Origin of the sequence: Flavobacterium cellulosilyticum (genome assembly GCF_004349355.1) — a bacterium.
Classification (GTDB): domain Bacteria; phylum Bacteroidota; class Bacteroidia; order Flavobacteriales; family Flavobacteriaceae; genus Flavobacterium; species Flavobacterium cellulosilyticum.
The window spans coordinates 20,430-45,663 of sequence record NZ_SMFK01000023.1 but is presented as its reverse complement, the minus strand read 5'-3'; the positions used below and the strand labels follow the sequence as shown (position 1 = coordinate 45,663).

Annotated in this window: 24 protein-coding genes and 1 tRNA gene; 13 read left to right on the top strand and 12 right to left on the bottom strand. The window is 32.2% G+C overall.

The window, feature by feature from the left end:
• The coding region (locus tag E0F76_RS18630; protein WP_165932745.1) for a transposase at nucleotides 1-282 on the top strand (282 nt) is incomplete at its 5' end.
• Here the strand turns inward: E0F76_RS18630 and E0F76_RS18625 are convergent.
• The 3 genes from E0F76_RS18625 to E0F76_RS18615 form a co-directional block, all read right to left on the bottom strand.
• The gene (locus E0F76_RS18625; RefSeq protein WP_132009850.1) at nucleotides 279-578 is read right to left on the bottom strand and encodes a hypothetical protein; all 300 of its coding nucleotides are present in this window, start codon (nucleotides 576-578) and stop codon (nucleotides 279-281) included. The genes E0F76_RS18630 and E0F76_RS18625 overlap by 4 nt on opposite strands.
• Before the next feature lie 54 nt (nucleotides 579-632).
• Nucleotides 633-705: transfer RNA gene (locus E0F76_RS18620), tRNA-Met, on the bottom strand.
• Nucleotides 706-970: 265 nt separating this feature from the next.
• Entirely contained in the window at nucleotides 971-1,828 is an 858-nt protein-coding gene (locus E0F76_RS18615; RefSeq protein WP_132009847.1) for a leucine-rich repeat domain-containing protein, read from the bottom strand.
• 213 nt (nucleotides 1,829-2,041) lie between these two features.
• On the opposite strand from E0F76_RS18615, the gene E0F76_RS18610 reads away from it, so the two are divergent.
• Together E0F76_RS18610 and E0F76_RS18605 are read left to right on the top strand one after the other, a co-directional pair.
• On the top strand, nucleotides 2,042-2,530 hold the full coding sequence (locus tag E0F76_RS18610; protein ID WP_132009844.1) for a DUF1761 domain-containing protein: 489 nt from the start codon (nucleotides 2,042-2,044) through the stop codon (nucleotides 2,528-2,530).
• Between the two features lie 56 nt (nucleotides 2,531-2,586).
• Entirely contained in the window at nucleotides 2,587-3,735 is a 1,149-nt protein-coding gene (locus E0F76_RS18605; RefSeq protein ID WP_132009841.1) for a GNAT family N-acetyltransferase, read from the top strand.
• A gap of 11 nt (nucleotides 3,736-3,746) precedes the next feature.
• Here E0F76_RS18605 and E0F76_RS18600 read toward each other — a convergent pair whose 3' ends face one another.
• Nucleotides 3,747-4,616, bottom strand: a complete 870-nt coding sequence (locus E0F76_RS18600) for a diacylglycerol/lipid kinase family protein (protein WP_132009838.1) — start codon at nucleotides 4,614-4,616, stop codon at nucleotides 3,747-3,749.
• Nucleotides 4,617-4,780: 164 nt separating this feature from the next.
• Between E0F76_RS18600 and E0F76_RS18595 the strand changes: the two genes are divergently transcribed.
• The gene (locus tag E0F76_RS18595; RefSeq protein WP_132009835.1) at nucleotides 4,781-5,749 is read left to right on the top strand and encodes an App1 family protein; all 969 of its coding nucleotides are present in this window, start codon (nucleotides 4,781-4,783) and stop codon (nucleotides 5,747-5,749) included.
• Between the two features lie 41 nt (nucleotides 5,750-5,790).
• Here E0F76_RS18595 and E0F76_RS18590 read toward each other — a convergent pair whose 3' ends face one another.
• A complete protein-coding gene (locus E0F76_RS18590; protein WP_132009832.1) occupies nucleotides 5,791-7,698 on the bottom strand; it encodes an ABC-F family ATP-binding cassette domain-containing protein in 1,908 nt (635 codons plus the stop codon).
• 65 nt (nucleotides 7,699-7,763) lie between these two features.
• On the opposite strand from E0F76_RS18590, the gene E0F76_RS18585 reads away from it, so the two are divergent.
• Nucleotides 7,764-8,141, top strand: a complete 378-nt coding sequence (locus E0F76_RS18585) for a DUF983 domain-containing protein (protein ID WP_132009829.1) — start codon at nucleotides 7,764-7,766, stop codon at nucleotides 8,139-8,141.
• Between the two features lie 4 nt (nucleotides 8,142-8,145).
• Here the strand turns inward: E0F76_RS18585 and E0F76_RS18580 are convergent, their stop codons facing one another.
• The 7 genes from E0F76_RS18580 to topA all read right to left on the bottom strand — a co-directional run bounded on the left by E0F76_RS18580 (nucleotide 8,146) and on the right by topA (nucleotide 17,945).
• Nucleotides 8,146-9,192 (bottom strand): NAD(P)/FAD-dependent oxidoreductase, encoded by a 1,047-nt coding sequence (locus E0F76_RS18580; protein ID WP_132009826.1) that lies wholly within the window; start codon nucleotides 9,190-9,192, stop codon nucleotides 8,146-8,148.
• Between the two features lie 153 nt (nucleotides 9,193-9,345).
• Nucleotides 9,346-10,236, bottom strand: a complete 891-nt coding sequence (gene porN, locus E0F76_RS18575; protein ID WP_132009856.1) for a type IX secretion system ring subunit PorN/GldN — start codon at nucleotides 10,234-10,236, stop codon at nucleotides 9,346-9,348.
• Nucleotides 10,237-10,285: 49 nt separating this feature from the next.
• Nucleotides 10,286-11,791 (bottom strand): type IX secretion system motor protein PorM/GldM, encoded by a 1,506-nt coding sequence (gene porM, locus E0F76_RS18570; protein ID WP_342773108.1) that lies wholly within the window; start codon nucleotides 11,789-11,791, stop codon nucleotides 10,286-10,288.
• A 98-nt stretch (nucleotides 11,792-11,889) separates the two neighbouring features.
• On the bottom strand, nucleotides 11,890-12,537 hold the full coding sequence (porL, locus tag E0F76_RS18565) for a type IX secretion system motor protein PorL/GldL (RefSeq protein ID WP_132009820.1): 648 nt from the start codon (nucleotides 12,535-12,537) through the stop codon (nucleotides 11,890-11,892).
• A 55-nt stretch (nucleotides 12,538-12,592) separates the two neighbouring features.
• Entirely contained in the window at nucleotides 12,593-13,999 is a 1,407-nt protein-coding gene (gene porK / locus E0F76_RS18560) for a T9SS ring complex lipoprotein PorK/GldK (protein WP_132009817.1), read from the bottom strand.
• A gap of 271 nt (nucleotides 14,000-14,270) precedes the next feature.
• On the bottom strand, nucleotides 14,271-15,422 hold the full coding sequence (locus E0F76_RS18555; protein WP_132009814.1) for a formimidoylglutamase: 1,152 nt from the start codon (nucleotides 15,420-15,422) through the stop codon (nucleotides 14,271-14,273).
• Nucleotides 15,423-15,425: 3 nt separating this feature from the next.
• The gene (topA, locus tag E0F76_RS18550) at nucleotides 15,426-17,945 is read right to left on the bottom strand and encodes a type I DNA topoisomerase (protein WP_132009811.1); all 2,520 of its coding nucleotides are present in this window, start codon (nucleotides 17,943-17,945) and stop codon (nucleotides 15,426-15,428) included.
• Nucleotides 17,946-18,103: 158 nt separating this feature from the next.
• Between topA and E0F76_RS18545 the strand changes: the two genes are divergently transcribed.
• From E0F76_RS18545 to secG, 8 genes are all read left to right on the top strand, one after another.
• Nucleotides 18,104-19,687, top strand: coding sequence for a glycerol-3-phosphate dehydrogenase/oxidase (locus E0F76_RS18545; protein WP_132009808.1), 1,584 nt, complete (start codon nucleotides 18,104-18,106; stop codon nucleotides 19,685-19,687).
• A 223-nt stretch (nucleotides 19,688-19,910) separates the two neighbouring features.
• Complete coding sequence (miaB, locus tag E0F76_RS18540) at nucleotides 19,911-21,356, top strand: tRNA (N6-isopentenyl adenosine(37)-C2)-methylthiotransferase MiaB (protein ID WP_132009805.1); 1,446 nt, start codon at nucleotides 19,911-19,913, stop codon at nucleotides 21,354-21,356.
• Nucleotides 21,357-21,437: 81 nt separating this feature from the next.
• A complete protein-coding gene (locus tag E0F76_RS18535; RefSeq protein WP_132009802.1) occupies nucleotides 21,438-21,809 on the top strand; it encodes a GxxExxY protein in 372 nt (123 codons plus the stop codon).
• Between the two features lie 45 nt (nucleotides 21,810-21,854).
• Nucleotides 21,855-22,001, top strand: coding sequence for a hypothetical protein (locus E0F76_RS19415; protein WP_165932744.1), 147 nt, complete (start codon nucleotides 21,855-21,857; stop codon nucleotides 21,999-22,001).
• 80 nt (nucleotides 22,002-22,081) lie between these two features.
• Nucleotides 22,082-23,350 carry a sigma-54 interaction domain-containing protein gene (locus E0F76_RS18530; protein WP_132009799.1) on the top strand — a complete coding sequence of 423 codons (1,269 nt, stop codon included), beginning with the start codon at nucleotides 22,082-22,084 and terminating at the stop codon, nucleotides 23,348-23,350.
• Between the two features lie 100 nt (nucleotides 23,351-23,450).
• The gene (locus E0F76_RS18525) at nucleotides 23,451-23,954 is read left to right on the top strand and encodes an LptE family protein (RefSeq protein WP_132009797.1); all 504 of its coding nucleotides are present in this window, start codon (nucleotides 23,451-23,453) and stop codon (nucleotides 23,952-23,954) included.
• Between the two features lie 82 nt (nucleotides 23,955-24,036).
• Nucleotides 24,037-24,888: a tetratricopeptide repeat protein gene (locus tag E0F76_RS18520; protein ID WP_132009794.1), complete on the top strand. Its 852-nt coding sequence runs from the start codon at nucleotides 24,037-24,039 to the stop codon at nucleotides 24,886-24,888.
• Between the two features lie 5 nt (nucleotides 24,889-24,893).
• Nucleotides 24,894-25,229: a preprotein translocase subunit SecG gene (gene secG, locus E0F76_RS18515; RefSeq protein WP_132009791.1), complete on the top strand. Its 336-nt coding sequence runs from the start codon at nucleotides 24,894-24,896 to the stop codon at nucleotides 25,227-25,229.
• Nucleotides 25,230-25,234 lie beyond the last annotated feature (5 nt).

Below are 25,234 nucleotides of genomic sequence, written 5' to 3'. Positions count from 1 at the left end.
GACTTACGTAACRTCTTTGAAAAAACTACCGATAAAATTATTGGTTTTGCTAGACTTGCCAAATGGCACGAAAAAGTAAATCAATCAGGGTTCAAGTCTTTCAATACAATATCCCGAACAATAATCAATCATTACCAAACCATATTGAATTATTTTGATAACAGAAGTACAAATGCTTCGGCTGAGTCTTTCAATGCCAAAATAAAAGCATTTAGATCTCAATTCAGAGGGGTTAGAAATATTGAGTTTTTCCTTTTTAGACTAACAAATATTTATGCTTAATTTTTGTCGCTCCACAGCTTTTGGGATTGATCCAATTTTTTGCGGTACAAAGTCAAAACTGAGAGCCGATCTTCTTTGGTTTTATAGGTATTAGCAATACCATAGATATTTTTCACCCGCTGACGTTTCCCCGTCTCTGGATTTAGATAGGAAAAATAAACATACCAACGTTTGTTTAAATCTCCTTTAGCGTTGTAAATTTTTGGAATGGAATAATTCTCTTTCAATAGCAAATCGTGTTCAAAAACGTGTTCATTTTGACACTCAAAGGTAAGAAACTTATTTAGATTAGACATAAAAAAAACGGTTTAGACCAATCTAAACCGTTGTTTTACTCACATTTTTCGTAGTAGCGGGAACAGGACTCGAACCTGTGACCTTCGGGTTATGAGCCCGACGAGCTGCCTACTGCTCTATCCCGCGTTGTTTCGGGTGCAAAGATACAACGAATTATAACAATTACAAGCAATTTTAAATAAAAATTCAAATTAAAATGTATCGAACTGATTGAAAAGCATTTAAATTTAATTATTTTTTAAAAAGTGAGTTGTAACAGTGTATTAAAGGTCGTTAAATAAAGACTAATAAAAAAATCAGCTCTAATTTGATATTATATATTAATAAATCGTCTTATAAAAAAAAAACTGCCCTTAGGCAGCTTCTTTCCAAAACTATAAACCAATTATTATTACTCTTCAGAAGCTAATGCAGAATTTTTATTCATACCTACGTATTTCAATGCAACTGCTAAACCTTTATCATTTATCATTGTCATATTTAACACATCTAGTTTCGAAATTTCTTTAGATACTAATCCATTAAACAAATTATAAGAAAGATTAAGTTCTTTCAAATTGCTCATTTTTTCTAAATCAAAAGGAACTTGACCAACCATTTTATTATCAAACAAACTTAAAATCTGAAGTTGTGATAAATTTGTAACAGAACGACTCAAATAACCTGAAATATAATTACTGTTTAAAAGTAAAACTTTTAAATTGTTCAATTCATAAACAGATGATGGTATTTGACCTTCGATTTTATTATTATATAATGATAATGTTTCTAATTTTTTTAATTTTCCAATTTCTGCAGGTATTTTACCCGTAATGCTATTCATAAACAATTCTAAAATAACCAAAGATGTAGCGTCTGTTAATGAAGATGGAATGTTTCCTGATAACTTATTAAAGGATAAATTAAGTGTTTCTAATGACTTCATTTCACCTAATGAAGATGGTATTTTTCCAGAAATGGTGTTTTTAAATAAATTCAATGTTTTTAAATTTACTAAATTTGAAATTTCAGAAGGCAATACTCCTACTAGATTATTATTTGGCAATTCAATACAAACAACTTTATCCTCCTTCAACTCAACTCCATACCATGCTGAAACTGGAGAATTTAAATCCCATTTTGATGTCCAATTTTGACCATTTGTAGCATTGTATAATTTTACAAGTGCATTTTTTTCTAAAATTGACACATCTGCTTTCATAACAAATGAGACCATCATAAATAGAAGTAATGTAGATATTTTTCTCATGGCTTGTTAATTGGAATTATTATGCAACTAAAGTAAATACATTATTTCAATTACTGCAAATAAACACGATGAAATACACGTTAAGCGACTATTTACTGACTAAATTCTTACATTACACAATCGTTAAAATAAAAACACACAAAAAAATTACTATACCAACACAATAACAATAAATTTTTTACATTTGATTTATTTACCTTAAAAAATACACCTATGGAATTTAACTTTTTTGCTATTGTAGTAGCAGCCTTATCCTCGTTTGTAGTAGGATTTATTTGGTACAATCCAAAAGTTTTTGGTACTATTTGGATGAAAGAATCTGGAATGACTGAAGAACAAGGTAAAAAAGGTAATATGCTAAAAATTTTCGGACTTACCTTTATTTATTCATTTATGATTGCCTTTATGATGCCTTCCATAGTAATACATCAAATGGGAGCTATGAGCATGATTGGAGGTTTAACTTTTATAGAAACGGCTAAACCTTCTTTTGCAGCCTTCATGTCAGATTATGGGGATGCATTTAGAACATACAAACATGGCGCTTTGCATGGATTGCTGACTGGTCTATTTCTTGCTTTACCTATTATTTCTATAAATGGTTTATTCGAACAAAAATCGTGGAAATATATGGCAATTCAAGCGGGATATTGGATTGTAATCTTAACTATTATGGGCGCTATCATTTGTGGCTGGAAATAAATTTAACATTTAATTATTAATAAATCGATTTACATTTGTAAAGCGATTTATTTTATTTGAAAACACCTTTATCCATAAAAATTTACAATTCTGCAATCGAACTTCCAATAATCTGGAACGATTTTGCTATTGAAAACATTTTTCTTACCAAAGAATATTTAGAAATTTTAGAGAAATCTGGACCAACAAATATGACCTCTCATTTTATCGGCCTCTTTAAAGAAGACAAACTAGTTGGAATTGCTCTTTCGCAATTTTTAAATTTAAATATGTTGGAATCCTTTGGTGAAAGAGATAAATGTGTAAAAACTGCTGTAAGAAATACTGTTTTTAAAAACTTTGGCTCTCATATTCTAATTATTGGAAACAACATGCTTACAGGTCAGAATGCCTTTGTATTTTCTGAAAAAATAGATCCTGTCGAAGCATTACGAACATTAAAATTCGCATCTGAAAAATTGAAAGAAATTTTCAAGAACAAAGGTCTAAAAGTACATATCACCACTTTTAAAGATTTTGCTATTGAGGATACCTCCGATTTTACTAAAGCTGGATTCCAAAAATATTTTAATTTTTCCACCCAACCAAATATGATTTTTGATATTCCAAATCACTGGAAATCAGAACAAGATTACATCCAAGCTTTAACTAAAAAATATAGAGACCAATACAAACGTGCACGAAAAAAAGCTGAAGCTGTCGAAAAAAGAAAAATGAATTTAGATGACATTATAAAACACGAAGATACAATTTATGACTTGTATCATCATGTAGCTAAAAATGCTCATTTTAATACTTTTTTTCTAGCCAAAAATCATTTTCGGACTTTTAAAGAATTACTTCAAGATAATTTTCTCTTATACGGATATTTTATAGAAGATAAATTAATTGGTTTTAGTACTATCATCAAAAACGGTGAAGTTATGGATACTTATTTTTTAGGCTACGACGATAGTATTCAGCGTGAAAAAATGTTGTATTTAAACATGCTCTACGATATGGTTGCCTATTCAATCAACAAAGGTTTCAAAGAAATAATTTTTGCAAGGACAGCTTTGGAAATTAAAAGCTCAATTGGAGCCGTCCCAATAGAAATGTATGGATTTGCTCAACACAGCAATCAATTGATAGACCTAGCATTTGAAAAAATATTTAGTTATCTTGAACCAAAAGTAGAATGGAAAGAACGAAATCCATTTAAATAAACTAATTAAAATTAAGGAATCGCCACTTTGATTTTATAGGGAGAAATGGAAATTTCAAGTTTCGTTACAAGGTCACAATATTCACCATCTATCTGAAAACTTACGGGATAATTTGTTGTAATTACAGCCTTATTAGTAGATATTATTTCTATTTTATCTGGCATTAAAGTCATGTTACCCATAATAATTTCCCCAAAAATCATCAAATCAAGCCTCTTCAAAATTACTAACTCAAATAAACCATCATTCATAATCCCATTAGGATTAATAACAACTCCCGTTCCGTATTTTTGAGAATTGGCTATTACAATCATCCTAGCCTCACTTTCAATTGTTTTTCCATTTACAGTTATTTTTGCTGTAAACGGATCTCCTAAATCTAAAAGGGTATTAATTGCTTGTATAAAATAACCCCATTTACCACGTAAATTACTCTTTTCGTAATTTTTTACAAGTTCTGCATTTATACCCAAATCACTTAAATGAAAACATTTTTGGTCATTCAACACTATAGTATCTAGTGCTATAAAATCATTGTAAAAAGCAATATATAAATTTTCTTCGAGTGATTTCATCAAATCTAAGTCAACGGCCAATCCATTTGAAGAACCAACTGGTACTATACCTAGAATTACATCATATTTTTCAATGGCTTCGGCTACCATTTTTATAGTTCCATCCCCTCCTAAAACAATAATCCGTTCCGGCAAATGCTTTAAGTAAAGCATTCTTATTTTTGAAATATCTTTTATCATTGTGGTCTCATAAACAATAATATTTATATTTTCATTGGATGCGAAATCTGAGACCACATCAATAAAACTAGTTTTATCAATACCTCCAGAAACAGGATTAACCACTATTAAAAATTTCTTTTTCAAGTAATAATTCATTTATTGATTAAATTTAATTAAATTTATTCATAAGTTGAAACTATTTGTTTTTATTAAAGCAAAATAGAATAGCTTCAGCCTTTTGAATACATCTTTAGAGGTTTTGCTACTTATTTCCGTAAAGCTCATTTCTCACTTCAAAATCCCTAATAATGAAGCCAATTTTAAAATTATACCGTGGATATGCAAATGAGCAAGAACTAATCGTTATGGGCCATGTTTTTAAACCTACGAAGAAAAACGATTATACCTTTCAGAAAAAAAAACTCAAAAATGCCTCATCAATCATAAGTTTGTACCAATTTAAAACACAATCAAATGCTGATGTTTATTTAGAATACAACGATACCATTATTCATACAAAAACGCTTAAAGACGGATATTTTAAATTTTGTGTACCACTAAAACATGACGTTGGATTTGGCTGGATTGATTATGAAGTCAGTCTATTTCATGCAAACAAAAAAATTATAGCAAAAGAAAGCTATATTCGACCACAAAAAGGAGACATAGGAATTATATCGGATATAGATGACACTTTATTAGTTTCATATACCCTTAATCCATTAAAAAAACTATATTATTTATTGTTTCGAAATGTAAATACCCGAAAAATATTTGAAGATGTTGTACCTCATTATCAAGCATTGAGTAGATCAGGCAGAGCTAACAGTGAAGAATTAAATGCTTTTTTTTATGTTTCTAGCAGTGAATGGAATTTGTATAATTTTATAGTAAAATTTAATGAAATTCATATGTTGCCAAAAGCTGTTTTGTTGCTTAAAGATATTAAATCCAGCCTAACAGATTTTTTATGGGAAAAAAGAGAGGGGCATAATCACAAATTTGATAAAATAAAACATATTTTAGAATTTTATCCCCATTTAAAATACGTTTTAATAGGCGATGATTCTCAAGACGACCCTTACCTATATGAAGCTATTTGTAAAATATTTCCAGTATCAGTAGAAGCAGTTTATATCCGCAAAACTAGAAAACAAGAAAAAGAAAAAGTTTCCCTTACATTGAAAAATATAGAAAGTCTAGATGTTGCTGTTTGTTATTTTTCTCATAGTAGTCAAGCCATTGCACACTCTAAAGAAATTGGACTGATTGAATAATTGCTTCGTTCTGATACATTCAAAACGAAGCAACAAACTATTTATGCTTTATTTATCTCTTCTTGAACTAGTTCCCAATCTAACAACAATTGATCTAATTCCGCCTTTTTCTTATTATAAGCCATAAAAAACTTAGCATCTTCAATGTGCTTATCATAATTAGAAGCGAGCATTTTATCGTCATTCTGAATGTCTCTTTCTAATTGTTTGATTTGGCTTTCCACCTTACTCAATTTATTTTGAAGTGCTTTCCCTTTCTTCTGATCTTCGTATGAAGCTTTATTACTTTCTTTTGGACTAGTTGTTTTCAAAGCATCTTTCATTTCTACTTCACGCATATTCTCTAAGTTGCGTTGTTCTAGAAAATAATTAACATCACCTAAATATTCTTTGATTTTTTGATCTTTGAATTCGTAAACGATATTCGACATTCCCTGAAGGAAATCTCTATCGTGTGAAACCAAAAGCAATGTTCCTTCATATTTCTGCAAAGCTGATTTCAAAACATTTTTAGATTTAATATCCAAGTGATTCGTTGGCTCATCCATTACCAAAACATTGATAGGCTGCAAAAGCAATTTACACAGTGCCAAACGGTTTCTCTCGCCTCCTGAAAGTACTTTTACCTTTTTCTCTACTTCGTCTCCACGAAATAGGAATGAACCCAACATATCACGAACTTTAGAACGATTCGTATCGGTTGCAGCATCTTGCATAGTTTGCAACAAAGTGATTTCACCATCTAAATATTCTGCTTGATTTTGAGCAAAATAACCAACCTGAACATTATGTCCTAATTTTATATTCCCTTCAAATTCAAATTCATTTACAATAGCTTTTATAAACGTAGATTTTCCTTGTCCATTTTGCCCAACGAATGCAATCTTGCTTCCACGTTCCACTAAAAGTGAAATGTCCTTTAGAATGGTCTTATCTCCGTATTTTTTGGTTACCTCCTCAGCTTCAATTACAACTCTTCCAGGTACTTTAGAAACTGGAAAAGAGATATTCATCACTGAATTATCATCTTCATCCACTTCAATACGCTCCACTTTATCTAATTTTTTAATGAGTGATTGTGCCATGGAAGCTTTTGAAGCTTTAGCTCTAAATTTCTCAATTAATTTTTCGGTTTCCTCAATTTTTTTGGCTTGATTTTTTTGAGTAGCCAATTGTTTTTCACGAATTTCATGCCTCAATTCCAAATATTCTGAATAAGGCTTATTGAAATCATAGGCTTTTCCCAAAGAAATTTCAATTGTTCTATTAGTTACATTATCCAAAAACATTTTGTCGTGCGAAACAATTACTACAACTCCAGGGTAATTTCTTAAAAAACTCTCCAACCAAATGATACTCTCAATATCCAAGTGATTCGTAGGCTCATCTAAAAGTAAAACATCATTGGCTTGCAATAATAATTTGGCTAATTCAATTCTCATTCTCCAACCTCCTGAAAAAGTTTCCGTTTGATCATTGAAAACTTCTCTTTTAAAACCTAATCCAAGAAGAATCTTCTCTGTATCACCAATATAATTGTAACCCCCTAATAATTCGAAACGATGGGTGTAATCTGATAAATCTTCAATTATTTTACTGTAGGCGTCACTTTCATAATCTGTCCTAGTAACCAAAAGGTGATTGATTTCCTCGAGTTTTTTTTCAACAATTTTAATATCGACAAAGGCTTCATAGGCTTCTTCAAGTACCGTCCTTCCTTGTTCAAAATCGATGTCCTGTCGCAAGAAACCCATTCGAACTTCTTTCTCTTGAGAAATCACACCAGAATCTGGAGCAAAATCTTTAGCCAAGATTTTTAGCATAGTCGATTTTCCAGCACCGTTTTTTCCAACAAGACCAACACGGTCTCCAGCACCTAACCGAAAGGTTACTTCTTCAAACAAATAAGTTCCTCCAAAAGAAACAGACAAATTGTGTATATTAAGCATATTTATTTTACAATTGTTACTAAACGAAAAATACAAAATTGTACCTTCGCATAAAATTTTTGCAAATGTTAAAAAAAGGATCCAAATTAAATAGCATTTTAACAGGAACTTGTCCTAGATGTCAGAATGAGAGTATGTATTTGGATAAAAATCCCTTGCATTTTTCGAAATTGTTGAAAATGAATGAAAAATGCAGCCATTGTGGATTAAAATATCAAATTGAACCTTCTTTTTTTTATGGTGCAATGTATGTTAGTTATGGATTAAATGTAGCACTCGGAATTGCCGCATTTATTGTGTCTTATGTTATTTTAAAATCAAGTATAAAAACATCATTTATTGCAATTATGGTATCCAATATTGTCTTATTTCCTTTTGTTTTAAGATGGTCAAGGAATATATACATCAATATGTTTGTTTCTTATGACAAGAAATTCAAATAATCTGCTATTTTTTTTTATGAAATCTTTTAATATCAATGGTGCTATCTAGAGGTATTTGATATTCAATTTTATCAAACAAAGCTTTTGCCATAGCAGGCCCAAGCATTACACCACGTGTCCCTAATCCATTTAAGATATGAATAGAATCATGATTTGGATGAGTCCCAACCAATGGCCTTCTGTCTTTTACTGTTGGCCTAACACCCGCTAAATGCGCTGTGATTTCGAATTCACAATTAATAACATCTTTTATTTTTGTTAATAATTCAGCCTTCCCTCCTTTTGTAGGATTATCCGTCTTGTCTATCCAATTATAGGTTGCGCCTACTTTATACAAATCACCGCCAAGAGGTAAAATAAACAAACTCGTATTTACTATTACATCTAAATTGAGTTGCGGTGCTTTTATAATAAAAAGTTCTCCTTTTGTACCATCTAGAGGCATTTCTTTAAAATAATGATTACAATGCATCCCAAAACCTTCTGCAAAGATTATATGTCTAGCATGAAAACTTTTATAACGTATACCATTTTCAACTTCTTGTAGAAGAGAATAATCGAAAGATTCCTGTTCAAATAGTTGATTTCGCACAAGAAATTCTTTATACTTAATAAGTAGCGAAGCTGTATCAATATAACCTGTTTGCAATACTTCTCCATATCCAAAAGGAGAATCTATAGCTGAATACTTTTTAAAAATTAAACTAGTAGATAAAAAAGGGGCTAAATTCACTTTGTCTGAAGCGGCAAACCAATTATTTTGTTCTTCTATTGAAAAAAATTTTCTTAAAATAGGAGTTTTAAAATTTAGTCGGCATTGTAATTTTTTTTCCAAAATTAAAAAAAAATCATTCATAAGTAGCAAATGCTCGCTAGCTTGGCTTACTTCGCTAAAACGCTTTAGAATAACAGGATTATACAATCCACCCGCTATTTTCGATGAATTTTGTGAATCATTGTCGAAAACTACTATTGATTTATTGTTTAGCAAGGCAACTTCAGAAAATGAAATACCTGCTAATCCTGATCCTACTATTAAATAATCAATCATTTTTATTAAAAATTAGAGATGGCAACTTAGCTATTTTTTTGCCTTTTGCCTTTTGCCTTTTGCCTTTTGCCTTTTGCCTTTTGCCTTTTATTTAACAAAACTAAAAAACTCTTGCTAAGGGCAAGAGTTCTTTTAATAAGTATTTATATGAAATTAATAATTCCACATATCCGATTCAAAATTACGTATTTTTTCTTTTACCCTCTCTGCTTCGAGTAATTGATTCTGTGCATTATCCTTCATATAACTTTCAATAGTCCTATCACCATAAACATTTTCTTCTTGGTAAATTACAGAATTAAATCGCCTAGAATTTAATATTTGATCAAAAGAAACAGGCATTGCTGAATTATTATTATTAAATGCTTTTGCATGATGCAATACATCTCTTGAGGCTGGAAAAAACACCCAGAACAATTCAATATAATCTTTTTGTTCACTATTCATTGTGTAAACATCCGGCGTTACTGGACACAAACCTAGTAATCTATATTTCAACTCACTTTGACGTTTGTCAAAATACCAGTACCCTTTAATTTTATATTGCGTAACATCCTGAGATGTAATATCTTGTTTTAAAACATATTCAGGAGAGAGTGCGATACCCGCATTAATTTGCTCTCTACCTGCGTCAGTAGTATCAATACGAGACAATGAAGCTTGAATATCTTTATATGATTTTTTTGTATTGAAATAACTATCTGAATATACCTCAGATATTTCGCCACTTCGAATGGCTTTTGTCAAAACATCATACAATGAACGTCTGTCAGGACCAATGTTTGCAGTGTCAACTGGAAAATACAAAGGAAAATTAATTCTTTCACTTAAATCAATAATTTCCCAAACCGTTTTTCCCATCAATACATCTCTGTCATCAACATAACCATATTCCAAAGGTTTATCATTATCTGAAATGAGCTGCGCTGCAGACTTAATTCCAATTTCTTCAGGAATCTTTGCATTAAGCAAATTTGGCTGTGCATATAAAAATGCAGTCCCAAAAAAGGAAACAACAACTATTAAAAAATTTCTCACATTCATCATATTATCATTATATGTTATTAAAACAACAACGTTTCTAATTCTTGTATTATTGTATTTCAAAAATTACTGGTGAAGTTCTAGGCAATAAATAACTGCCAGCACCTACAAGTTTTGTTTTAATTTCAGAAATAGTAACCTGATCTCCTCTTCCTGCTCTAGAAAGTACAGATTTACATTGTGCGTTTAATCTATCACCCTGAACCACTACAGTAGCTTGACCAGTAACTTTTAAATTAAATCCTTCAACATGTAAGCCAACTTCAAAATCAAAATCTTCTAATTTAGCTCCAATAGTAGCAATTTCCAAGTTTGATTTAGGTCCTTTTACGACACCCGTTTCACCTCTAATTGTTCCTGCTGGACCTGGTATTCCTTTAATTCTAAAGGTCTTTTTATCGGATACTTTTGAATTATCAGGAAGCGTACCCACTACATTAATAACAACTTCAGTACCTGATTTTGGCTGCATCGAATAGGAACCCGTACTCCCACTTCTAGATAATCCCGGAGCGGAAGCATTAACTTTATCAGGAGAAATTCCAGCAAATGAAATGGTCATTGGATTTACAACTCCACGATATACCACATTCATTTTATCGGCTGAAATTGTAGCCGACTTAGGTCTTGCAACAACAACATATTTATCTAAAATTGGTAAACTTATAACTTTTCCATTTTCATCAAAATTAAATGAACCTGTGATTGGGTGTTCCCCTATATTTCCTGATCCAAATGAAAAATTAGCTTGACCTGCTTGTGCAGGAACATTTGCACCATTTACGATTACAGATTTAGCCAATAATTTTGGATCAAATTTACCAAGTATAATTTTCCCTTTTACAGCTTCTCCTTGAAAGAAAACTGATTTTTCAAGAACCACAATAGGTTGATAAGCAGTTAATGAAGCTGCAGCAATCAAATCAGATTGAAACATGGAAGCCATTACATCACTTTCTGTTGCTTTTATATCAGCTTGCATTTGAGTCAACTTAGTAACCGTTGCAATCAATGGAAACCCTTTATAATTATAATCTATCCAAGATAAAGTTGCACCTGCCGTTTTTGATTTAATTGGAGCCATTGCAAATCTTTTTTCGATTTTATTGATTTCAACTTCGGGTAATTTACTTCCTGCTATTTCTTTGATTTGAGATGGGTATTGTGCAATTCTATTTAGAAAATCTTGACCTTCTTTAGATGGCTTTTCTCCTTTAAAGAATAATCTATCTACTAAATCACCTTTGTCCATTTGCTCATACAAAAAATTTCCTTGAGCATCTTTTTCAGTTTTTCTAGTAATTATTGTTTTAACACCTTCAATATAATCACAATATTCTTTTGATATTTTTCTTATTTTATCAACAATAATTTTTTTCTCTCCATATTGGCCTGGTTGCTCCTGGGCTTTTTGAGCTAATTGTCCAAAAGAATTTTCATTTCTCTCATCAGTGATGGAATTTGATTCAATTATTTTAAGATTTAATATTCCAAATGCTGATAATACTTCTTTGGACATATTTAATGCTAACATTGCGATAAAAACCAAGTACATTAGGTTTATCATTTTCTGCCTTGGGCTTAATTTTCCTCCTGCCATATTTTCTAATAATAATTAGTTATTGTTATACTTTTTTATAGTTCAAAAACTAATTATCCTTTGTTATTCATTGCAGTAAGCATTCCACCATAAACATTGTTCAATGAAGACAAGTTAGAAGTAAGAGACTGCATTTGTTCTTTTAGTTTAATATTATTCTCTACAACTTCTTCGTTAATTTGAGCATTTCTTGAAGCACTTTGCAATTGTACTTTATACAAACTATTTAAAGATTCCATTTGCGCAGCAGCTAATGTTAATTCTTCACTGTATTTTTTAGTTGAAGCTATTGCATCAACTGTTGGCGAAATTGCTTTTGCTGCTCCTTCAAAATTTTTGATACTATTTCCTAAACTTGCCATTAACTCTCCATCAATTTTCGCATCTTTAAGCATCGCGTCAAGTTTTTGAGACAATAATCCTTGAGTGTCAGTAGCCTCTTCAACTTTTACAGTTTTCTTTCTAGCTTCACCATTACCCAATTCTGGATAAACCAAGGTCCAATCTAAATCATCATCTACTGGTTCAAAAGCTGAAAGTGCAAAAATAAGAGCCTCAACAACTAACCCTATTGTTAACATTAAATTTCCAGTAATAAATCCGAATTCAAGATGTGTAATTTTGAACAAAGCTCCAATAATCACTACTGCTGCTCCCATTCCGTATGCGAAATTCATTTGTTTTTTACTAAGTAAGGACATAATTTATTTTTTTAGTTAATTTATTTTTATAATGGTTTGATTTAGGCTGTTTTAATTATCTTTTATTATTTATTCTATCTGTTGTTTGTGTTCCCATATAGTCTTGAACGGTTCTAAATCCGATAAAACTTCTTGCAGAATCCGCATATTCATAATCCCTTGTACTTACCTGCAAGAAATAAGCAACATCTTTCCAAGAACCGCCACGAACTACTTTTCTTTTGTTTGAAGTATCTGTATTGCTTGGATTCATTGAAGAAACGTATTCATAAGCATTTGGATCATAAGCAGAATCCGTCCATTCTGCAACGTTTCCAGCCATGTTATACAAATTGTATCCGTTTGGCTCATATGATTTTGCTTCTACAGTATATAAAGCTTGATCTGCAGCATAATCCCCTCTCATTGGTTTGAAATTTGCCAAGAAACAACCTCTGTCGTTTTTAGTATAAGGCCCTCCCCATGGATATGTAGCAGACTGTAAACCTCCTCTTGCCGCATATTCCCATTCTGCTTCCGATGGTAATCTGAAGCTATTAATCTGGTCACGACTTTTCTTTCTTGATTTTATATAACTATTTTTATTAAGAGTTCTCCAAGCACAAAAGGCTTTTGCTTGCTGCCAGTTTACCCCTACAACAGGATAATCTCCATACGCTTGATGCCAAAAATAATCATTATGCATTGGCTCATTATAAGAATAAGAAAAATCTTTAATCCAGGTAGTGGTGTCAGGATATATTTTTACTTGTTCTGTTCTTATGAAATCTTTTCTTTTTCCTACTTTGGCTTTAGCCGCAGCTTGAATGTCCATCCAAGAATATCTAAATTTTAATTTATTGACATCCATTGTTCTTAAACCGTTATACGATTCTTCTATTGGCAAGTACATTGAATCCATCACTTCTGCATAATATGCATCAGGGTATAATTTAGTATCTTTTATTAATTTTACTTTATGATTTAATTTTCTCCCTGCATAAGGATCGTCATCTGTACCAATACTATAATAATTGTCATACATATACTTATCATAAGCAGTCATTTTTTCAGGATCCTGATCGTTAAATGCAAAATCACCTATACTTCCTGCTTTTTTACCCTTACCCTTTCCATCACCTGGTTTCGACCCAGTTTCTTCTGCTAAAACGGCCAACCTAACGCGCATTGTTGAGTCTTTCACCCATTCTACAAATTGACGGTATTCTGCATTTGTAATTTCTGTTTCGTCCATATAAAAAGATCGTACAGTAACTGTTTTTGTAGTCGCATCTTGAACATGAGCTACATCTTCATCAGATTTTCCCATTATAAATGAACCACCAGGAACTAATGCCATTCCATAAGGTTTTTCAGGATGCCATTTAGCCCCTTTAACACCAACTAACTCTCCCTTGTCGCTAGTTTTACCACAGCCAATTAGTAAGGTTATTATTGCTATAAATGCAATGAACTTCTTCATATAAATTAGGGTTATATATTTATTATTTAATTATTTATTAATCCGTAAACGTATATATTATTATTTAATAAAGCAATTATTTCCAACACAATTTATTTCATTATACAAATCTAAATATAATTCTTTTAAGAAAAAAATTATTTATCGGTAAAATGCTACTAATTATCGATAAAGTGCTGATATATGCGTTTTAAATATGTAATATCTTACATTTATATTTATTTATTATTATCTTGAAAATGCTATTTAATCCCATTTTTTGAATTACAAACTATAGCACATTTTTACGTTGTGCTTTCCACCATCTTTCAGGAATTTCCTGATTACAAGCTCCCAAATATTCATCATACGAGCAAGGTAATAACGCACTTTTCTTCAACTTATTATTCTTAAACGAAATAAATGGTATTTCTATCCACCATCTATCCGTTTTATTACTTTTATAAAAAATTAATTCCTCATCTTCTAAAGGAATTATATATTTTATATAATTTTCTTTGCTTCCAAATGGATATTCATTAGAACGATAATGCGTCCCTTCTATAAAATACCAAATAATTTGAGCTATTAATATTGATTCTTGTTGAGATCCATTATGATTAAAAATACCCAAAAGCGAAACTTTGTCACTTATACCAGAATATCTTGAAAGTGCACATATTTCTTTTCCAGTAAATCCATTTGGAGTAAAGGGATATAAATTACCTGAATCTGCTGATTTAACTGATGTTAAATCGATACTAACTATATCTGCATCTCTGAAAACAGGTTCTGAAATGGATATATTATTGGAAATCTCTCCCAATCGATAGGCCTCAAAAAACAATTTATCAATTAGATCAATCTCTTCTTGAGAATTATAATAGGTTTGATACCCTATATTACTATAATTAAAAAGATTATTAGGCTCCTCAATAATAATTTTTGTTAAAAAAGAAGATGCCGAAACAACATCACTTTCTTTTCCAAAATCAAATTTATTATCAATAGAAACCAAATTAACCATTTGTTCTAAATCATCATAAGCCCTGTATAGAGCGTAAGTTAAATCTTGCGAACCACCAATAATTATTGGTATAATTTTTTTCTTAATTAAACTAGCTACTACTTTTTTAACCGCAAAATAAGTGTCATCACATGAATTTCCAGCAAGAATATCACCTAAATCTGCTATTGACGCATCCCAATTACCCGGAAACAAAGAATATAATTCTTTTCTAATAGGAGTTAAATCGACACTATTTGTTTGATTCTTATTACCACGATTATCCATTACACCAATAATGGCAATTTTAATTTTATTCAAATCAGGAAAATCCTCGGCACTATGAAAAATCACTTTACTTCCTAATTGTTGCGATGAAATTCCCTTAATAAATTGAAGGATTTCATTATCTAAAGGCGTTAGAAAATCAAACTCCATATCTTATTTCTTTTTTGTAGCAGGTTTTTTTGCAGCAGGTTTTTTTGCAGTTGTTGCTTTTTTAGCGGCTACTTTCTTGGCTGGTGTTTTTTTCGCAATCATTTCTTGAACTTCTTCCAATGTTAATTTTGTAGCATCAACATCTTTACTCAATTCAATTTTGATTTTACCTTTTGTTATAACCGATCTTCCCCAACGGGCTTTTTCGACCAAAATACCTTCTTCTTTCCAGTTATGTAAAACCTTATCTATATTTTTTTGAATTTTATCTTCAATCAATTCAACTATATCTGATTGTGAAAGATTATCAAAATTATACTTCTTACTTACATTGATAAAAATTCCATTCCACTTGAGAAAAGGTCCAAAACGCCCTGTTCCTTTTTGAACATCTTCGCCTTTATAAGTTGCAATTGGCGCGTCGGCTTCTGCTTTTTCATCAATTAATTCTTGTGCCCTTACCAATGTAACATCCAATGGATTTTCGCCCTTTGGCAAAGAAACAAAAACACTTCCGTGACGAACATAAGGCCCGAAACGTCCGTTACTTACCTCAACTTCTTCGTCTTTATAGGTGCCCAAATTTTTTGGTAACAAAAACAAATCCAAAACTTCTTCTAATGTGATATTTCCAATGTTTTGGTCGTTCATCAAACTAGCGAATTTTTTTTCTTCGTCATCAGCTTCTCCAATTTGAGCCATTGGCCCAAATTTCCCTAAACGAACCGAAACTTGTTTTCCAGTACTGGGATCAGTTCCTAAAATTCTTTCTCCACTTTCTCTTTCGGCATTCGCTTCAACATCTTTCACTATTGGATGAAATTTATCGTAGAATTCTTGCATCATCTGTGTCCAATTGACGTTTCCTTCTGCAATTTCATCAAAATCTTGTTCGACCTTGGCAGTGAAATTATAATCCAAGATGTTTTCGAAATTTTTAACCAAGAAATCAGTAACAATCGTTCCAATATCTGTTGGAACTAATTTTCCTTTATCGGAACCCGTATTTTCTTTCAATAATTTTTCGCCGACTTTCCCTGATTCTAATATCAGTTGGGTATAATTTCTTTCCTGACCTTCAAGCGTTCCTTTCTCCACATAATTTCTGTTGATAATAGTCGAAATAGTTGGCGCATAAGTCGAAGGACGACCAATGCCTAATTCTTCTAATTTCTTCACCAACGAAGCTTCAGTATATCGAGCTGGTGGTCTAGAATATCTTTCAGTTGCAGTAATATAATTATTCAGCAACTTTTCATTGACTTTCATAGCTGGCAACATTCCTTCTTGTTCATCATCATCGTCATCATTTCCCTCAAGATAAACTTTCAAAAATCCTTCAAAAAGCAACACTTCACCAGAAGCTGTAAATAATTCGCTATGATTATTGGCTTGAATTTTAACGTTGGTACGTTCTAGTTCTGCATCACTCATTTGTGAAGCCAATGTTCTTTTCCATATCAAATCATACAAACGGGCTTGATCTCTGTCGATATTTACGGTATGTCGTGACATATCCGTTGGCCGAATCGCTTCGTGCGCTTCTTGAGCTCCTTTGCTTTTATTGACAAAAGTTCTAGGCTTAGAGAATTCCTTTCCATACGATTTGATAATTTCAGCTTGAGCGGCTTCCATCGCATCTTTAGATAAGTTTACACTATCTGTTCTCATATAAGTAATCAGTCCCGCTTCGTACAAACGCTGTGCTAATTGCATCGTGATACCAACAGGCAAATATAATTTACGAGCTGCTTCTTGTTGTAATGTAGAAGTTGTAAACGGTCCTGTAGGTGATTTTTTGGTAGGTTTTGTTTCTAAATCTGAAACTTTATAAGTAGAACCCACATTCTTTTTCAAGAAATCTTCGGCTTCTTTTTTAGTATTGAAATTTTTAGGCAGTTTTGCTTTGAATGATTTTCCGTCTTCATTAGTAAACTCCGCTACAACAGAATAAGAAGCGATTGGGTTGAAATTCTGAATTTCACGCTCTCTTTCTACAATCAAACGAACTGAAACCGATTGAACACGCCCTGCAGAAAGGCCTCCTTTTATTTTTCTCCAAAGAACTGGCGACAATTCATAACCCACTAATCTATCTAAAACGCGTCTGGCTTGTTGTGCATTCACTAAATTATAATCAATTTCACGTGGATTATCAATTGCTTTTAAAATCGCATTTTTAGTAATTTCGTGAAAAACGATTCGTTTTGTTTTTGAAGCGTCTAGTTTTAACTCTTCCGATAAATGCCAAGAAATAGCTTCTCCCTCGCGATCCTCATCCGAAGCCAACCAAACCATATCCGCTTTTTTCGCAAGTCCTTTAAGCTTAGTAACCAAAGCTTTTTTATCTGCCGAAACTTCGTATTTTGGTTTAAAACCATTTTCGACATCTACTCCAATTTCTTTGGAAGGCAAGTCGGCAATATGCCCGTAACTCGACTCGACTTGATAGTCGCTTCCTAGAAATTTTTCGATAGTTTTTGCTTTTGCAGGGGACTCAACGATAACTAAATTCTTTGCCATAGGTCTATTTTTCTAGGACAAAAGTATAAGAATTTTTTAAATATCAAGTTTTTGAATTCATTTTTAAAATTTATTACTGAATTTACACAATCCTTATTATTCCAAAAATTTCATTAGGTTTACTTAATAATTAAGTAAAATTAGGATAAACCAACAAAATGAAACGAATAGAACAGTTGGTACAACTCCAGCAAACCCAAAATTGGGATGTGATAATAATTGGCGGCGGAGCCTGTGGTTTAGGAACTGCTGTTGATGCGTCAAGTAGAGGATTTAAAACGATATTAGTTGAAGCGGTAGATTTTGCTAAAGGCACCTCAAGTCGAAGCACAAAATTAGTTCATGGCGGCGTACGCTATTTGGAACAAGGCAATATCTCGCTCGTTATTGAAGCTTTGAAAGAACGTGGTTTGATGGCAAAAAACGCTAGTCATTTAGTTAGTAATTTGTCTTTTGTAATTCCAAGTTACAATTACTGGGGTGGGTTTTTTTATACTATTGGGCTTACAATATATGATATACTTGCTGGAAGATTAAGCCTAGGAAAATCAAAATATCTTTCGAAGAAAAAAACCATTGAATTACTTCCCACAGTAGAACAAAAAGGATTGCGAAATGGTGTTATCTATCACGATGGCCAATTTGACGATGCTCGTTTGGCAATTAATTTAGCGCAAACTGCAGTAGAAAATGGAGCTTGCGTACTGAATTATATGAAAGTAATAAGTCTGCTTAAAAATTCAAATCATCAAGTCATTGGAGTGGTTGCCGAAGATACAAAAACGGGTACGAAGCACGAAATAAGAGGAAAAGCAGTAATTAATGCCACAGGAGTTTTCACGAATTCAATAATGAAAATGAATGAAAAAGTGTATAAAAAATACGTGGTACCTAGTCAAGGTATTCATTTGGTTTTTGACAAATCATTTTTGCCAAGTAAAAACGCTTTAATGATTCCAAAAACTAGTGATGGCAGAGTCCTTTTTGCCATTCCGTGGCACGATAAAATTGTGGTAGGAACTACAGATACTTTAATGAAAAGCCATAGTTTAGAACCTATTGCCACCGAAGAAGAAATCGCATTTGTTTTAGAAAACGCACAACGTTTTTTCTCAAAAAAACCAACAAGAGCGGATGTTTTAGCTGTTTTTGCAGGATTAAGACCATTGGCAGCACCTGAAGAAGAAGGTAAAAGCACCAAAGAAGTATCTAGAAGTCATAAGATTATAGTTTCCGAAACGGGATTAATCACTATTACAGGCGGAAAATGGACCACTTATAGAAAAATCGGTGAAGATATTATCAACAAAGCCATTGCTGTTCACAATTTACCAAAATCTGCTTGTAAAACTAAAGACCTTCCTATATATAGTAATAAAATCACCAATGAAAAGGAACGTGAAAATCACCTCTATATTTATGGTACTGCTATTTCAAAAATTATACAATTACAAATCGACGAACCCGAATTAAAGGAAAAATTACACCCCAATTACGAATATACCTTAGCTGAAGTAGTTTGGGCAATTCGAAATGAAATGGCTACTACTATCGACGATGTATTAGCCAGAAGAGTCCGACTTTTATTTTTGGATGCCCGGGCAGCAATTGCATCCTCCCAAAAAGTATGCGATCTATTAGCTAAAGAATTGGGCTATGATGAAATCTGGAAACAAAATGAAATTATTACCTTCAAAAAACTAGCTAATGGTTATTTATTGAAGGAGTTTCGAGTTGAATAAGATTTCAAAATTTATCACTTCAGTCTTTATAAATTCAAATCTTCCCTTCAAATACACCAACCCCTATTTTTTTAAAAAAAAACTAGAGCAAAAAAAAGGGAAAGAAAGCTTTAAAAAAAAGTTGACTTAAAATAGTGTTAATTCTTCATCTGACATCTTGTCATATTCATTCAAATAATTGTAACTTTGCGCACTTATAAAAAACACACTTTTGAAAGTGACTATGGAAAAGATTATTGAAGAAAGTAAACAAGGCGAAAGTCTCGTTTTAGAGAATAAACCTGAGAATACAAAAAAACTATTTATAGAAAGTTATGGTTGCGCGATGAATTTTTCGGACAGCGAAATCGTGGCTTCCATTCTATCTTCGAACGGATACAATACCACTCAAACATTAGAAGATGCCGATTTGGTTTTGGTCAACACCTGTTCTATTCGCGACAAGGCGGAACAAACCATTCGCAAGCGTTTAGAGAAATACAATGCGGTGAAACGCATCAACCCAAAAATGAAAGTGGGCGTATTGGGCTGTATGGCAGAACGATTGAAAAGTCAGTTTCTGGAACAAGAAAAAATTGTCGACCTTGTCGTGGGGCCAGATGCTTACAAGGATTTACCCAATTTATTAGCTGAAGTCGAAGAAGGTCGTGACGCGATAAATGTTATTTTATCAAAAGACGAAACTTATGGCGATATTTCACCTGTGAGATTGATGAGTAATGGTATTACAGCCTTGGTTTCTATCACTCGTGGCTGTGATAACATGTGTACTTTTTGTGTGGTGCCTTTCACTCGAGGTCGCGAACGCAGCAGAGAACCACAAAGTATTATTACAGAAATTCAAGATTTATGGGACAAAGGATTTAAGGAAATCACCCTTTTAGGCCAAAACGTAGATAGCTTTTTATGGTATGGCGGTGGACTAAAAAAGGATTTTGTTAATGCTACTGAAATGCAAAAAGCAACCGCAGTCGATTTTGATCAATTGTTAGAAATGGTGGCTGTCGGCTTCCCTAAAATGCGAATCCGATTTTCAACTTCCAACCCTCAAGACATGCACGAAAGTGTTTTGCATGTAATTGCAAAATACGATAACATTTGCAAACACATCCACTTGCCAGTTCAATCTGGAAGCAACAGAATTTTAAAAGAGATGAATCGCTTGCATACTCGCGAAGAATACATGACTTTGATAGATAAAATCAGAACTATTATTCCAAATTGTGCTATTTCACAAGACATGATTTCTGGATTTCCTACTGAAACAGAAGAAGACCACCAAGATACTTTGAGTTTATTAGACTATGTGAAGTATAACTTTGGTTATATGTATTCGTATTCAGAACGCCCTGGTACACTTGCGGAACGTAAAATGGAGGATGATGTTCCTGAAGCAACCAAGTTGCGAAGATTACAAGAAATTGTCGATTTGCAACAACGAAATTCTTGGTTACGAAGTGAAGAATTCATTGGACAAACAGTAGAGGTTTTGGTTGAAAAACTATCTAAAAAATCAGCAGAAGAATTTTCAGGAAGAAATTCACAAAGTATTACAGTTGTTTTTCCAAAGGAAAATTATAAAATTGGGGATTTTGTGAATGTTCGAATCAATAGTTGTACTAGTGGAACTCTGAAGGGAGAAGCAGTTGGATTGAGTGAGATGAATTAAGTTTTTCTACCACAAATTACACGAATTTTCACAAATTAAAATTTTACATTTTGTTTTCCCAAATTAAACTAAGTATAATTTATGGAATATTACAAACAAGAAGAAAATTATATCATCATTGGTATTTGTATGGAAGTTCATCGAATTTTAGGACCTGGATTATTGGAAATCGTTTATAAAGATGCTTTAGAAATTGAATTTAAAAATAAAAACATTCCTTTTGAAAGAGAAAAAGAATTTTCAATTGAATATAAAGGAAATATACTTCCCCATAAATTTTATGCAGATTTCATAATATATGACGAGATAATTTTAGAAGTAAAAACCGTCAAAGAAATCAACAATGAACACCTTGCACAAACGTTAAATTATATAAAACTTGCAAGTTCTCAGATTGGAATTATTGCTAATTTTCAAAATAAATCACTCACTCATAAACGATTAATCATATAAAATAATTTGTGAAAATTCGTGTAATTTGTGGTAAAAAAAATAAAAATGACCAAAAAACAATTACTTATCGTTATCGCAACTTTCATCATAGGGTTTGGAGGAACATTCTATATCATTAGAACGTATTTTCCAAAACACAAAGTAGAGCAAATCACTGTTGCAAAAGATACATTGACAAATACAAAAAAATAAAAGGATCTAAAGTTTAAGGTCATATGTTCTTAATACATTATAAACCTTAAATAAATAAAACCTTAAACAAAATAGAGAACATGGAAACAGTTCAATCAATAAAACAACGATTTGAAATTATCGGAAATGATCCGAAACTCAATCGTGCGATAGAAAAAGCCATTCAGGTAGCGCCAACGGACATTTCTGTTTTGGTTGTTGGTGAAAGTGGTGTTGGTAAGGAAAGCATTCCTAAAATCATACATTCGCTTTCGCATAGAAAACACGGAAAATACATTGCTGTAAACTGTGGTGCTATTCCAGAAGGAACTATCGACAGCGAATTATTTGGGCATGAAAAAGGTGCTTTTACAGGGGCAACATCTACGCGTGAAGGTTATTTTGAAGTAGCCAGTGGCGGAACTATTTTTCTTGACGAAGTGGGCGAATTACCGTTGACTACCCAAGTTCGTTTGCTACGTATATTAGAAAATGGCGAGTTTATAAAAGTAGGTTCATCACAAGTACAAAAAACCGATGTTCGAATTGTAGCCGCTACAAATGTTAATTTATTCGAAGCCATCGAAAAAGGAAAATTCCGTGAAGATTTGTATTATCGTTTGAGTACTGTAGATATAACTCTGCCTCCATTGCGAGACAGAAAAGAGGATATTCATTTGTTATTTCGAAAATTTGCAGCTGATTTTGCACACAAATATAAAATGCCTCCTATTAAACTGGATGATAATGCCGTGCAATTGTTACAAAAATTCCGTTGGAGTGGAAACATTCGTCAGTTGCGAAATGTAGCCGAACAAATCTCAGTTTTAGAAACTACAAGAGATATAACTGTTGCCACTTTACAATCCTATTTACCTACTGAAGGGTCTAATTTACCATCTGTAATTAAGGGCGAAAAAAGCAAAAACGACTTTAGTACTGAAAGAGACATTTTGTACAAAGTGCTATTTGATATGAAAAGTGACTTGAACGACTTGAAAAAACTGACTTTAGAATTAATGAAAAATGGTTCTGCAAAAACACAAGACATTAATCCAAATCTCATTCAAAAAATATATGGTTCAAACGAAGATGAGAGTGAAATAGATTTTGAAGAAACTTCAAATGAAGCACCAATTACTAGTTTAATAAGCAGTCAAAATAATAACATTAATTATCAGGAACCTGAAGATAATTACCAATTTGCAGAAACTGTTGAGGAAGAAGAAATTCTAAAATTAGAACAAAGAGAAATTGAAATGATCAAAAAATCTTTAGAAAAAAACAAAGGAAAACGAAAAGCTGCAGCGGATGAATTAGGCATCTCCGAGAGAACTTTATACCGAAAAATAAAACAATTTGATTTGTAGTTTTTACCCGAAAAGCCCCAAGACTCAAATAATTCAATTGAAAAAGAATATCTTTGAACCAAGCATTAGCGTTATGGCGAAGCTATTATTAAAATAGAAAATGAAATATATAAAACTTATTCTTCTTGCAATAATCCTATTGAGTGTCAATAGTTGCTCGGTTTACAACTTTACTGGAACAGGGAAAATAGACGCTAAAACTTTTCAAGTAAACTTTTTTCCAAACAATTCAGATTTAATTGAACCTGGAATTGACAGGACATTTACCCTTGCTTTACAAGACATCATTCGAAATCAAACCAATTTAAATTTTGTGAAAAATGGTGGTGATTTGACTTATGATGGCGAAATTACCGATTACAGAATTAGCCCAATGACGGCGACTGCTGATCAACAAGCTTCACAAAACAGATTGACAATTAGAGTAAACGTTCGATTTACAAACAAAAACAAAGAAGCGGACAATTTTGAGAGACAATTTAGTTTCTATTATGATTATCCTGCAGCTTCTCAACTTACTGGATCGACTTTAGATAAAGCAATAAAAGAAATATTCGAAAGAATAACACAAAATATTTTTAATGACTCACTTGCTAAATGGTAAAAAAATGATTATTTGTTTAATCGGTTAAACGTTTAAACCAATAAACTGCGAACCGATTAACCAGTTAAACAATTAAACTTAAATGAACCTAACCGATTATACCTATTTAATTAATAAACCAGATGCTATCAACGAGAAGCAAACTGATGACTTAAGTAATGTACTGTATGATTTCCCTTATTTTCAAAGCGCTCGAGCTTTACGGCTGAAAGGACTTTACAATCAAAATAGCTTTAAATATAATTACGCTTTAAAAGTTACTGCATCTCATACTACTGACAGAACCGTTTTATTTGATTTCATCACTTCAGATACTTTTGTAGCCATTCAAAAAGGCTTGTATGACAAAAAAATACTAGAACTTCTTGACATTAGTGTTTTTGGTTATGAAGTACTTCAACCTGAAATTAAACTAGCACAAAAAGTCAATACAATAGAGGAGTCTATCATTACATCAATAAAAAGTGCTTCGCAAATTGAAGTTGATGAAACTACTAAATCAGCCGTTGAAAAATTGGAAATTGGAAAACCTCTGGATTTTTCTGTTAACGAAAAACATTCCTTCCAAGAATGGCTTCAACTATCCAGAACCCAACCTATTGACCGCTCTAATGAAACAATTTCCGAATCAACAACACCAATTATTGATGAAGAAAAAAAGAAAAAGTTAGACTTAATCGACAAATTTATCCAAACTAGTCCAAAAATTCCACCTATAAAGCAAGGAGCAACTACATCTACTCAATTCGAGATCAACAAAACAGACCACTCATACTTAATGACCGAAACTTTGGCAAGAGTATATTTAGAACAAAAAAAATATCTAAAAGCGATACAAGCTTATGAGATATTAATTTTGAAATATCCAGAAAAAAGTAGTTTCTTTGCAGACCGTATCTCGGATATTAAGATTTTACAACAAAATAACAAATAATAACAATGAGCACATTTTCAATTTTTTTAGTTTTAATAACAATAGTTTGCTTTCTATTGATTGTAGTAATTATGGTTCAAAACCCTAAAGGTGGTGGATTATCCTCTACTTTAGGTGGTTCTACACAAATAGGTGGAGTACAAAAAACAACTGACTTTTTAGATAAAAGTACTTGGACTCTAGCCGCAGTATTGATAGCACTTATTTTACTTTCGAGCTTAAGTTTTGGTGGATCATTAAGCGATACCGATTCTAAAATTATAGATAAAACTTCAACTGCTGCACCAGCACCTGTAACACCTGTGCAAACTGCACCTACTGGTACAACTCCAGCTAAATAATTTAT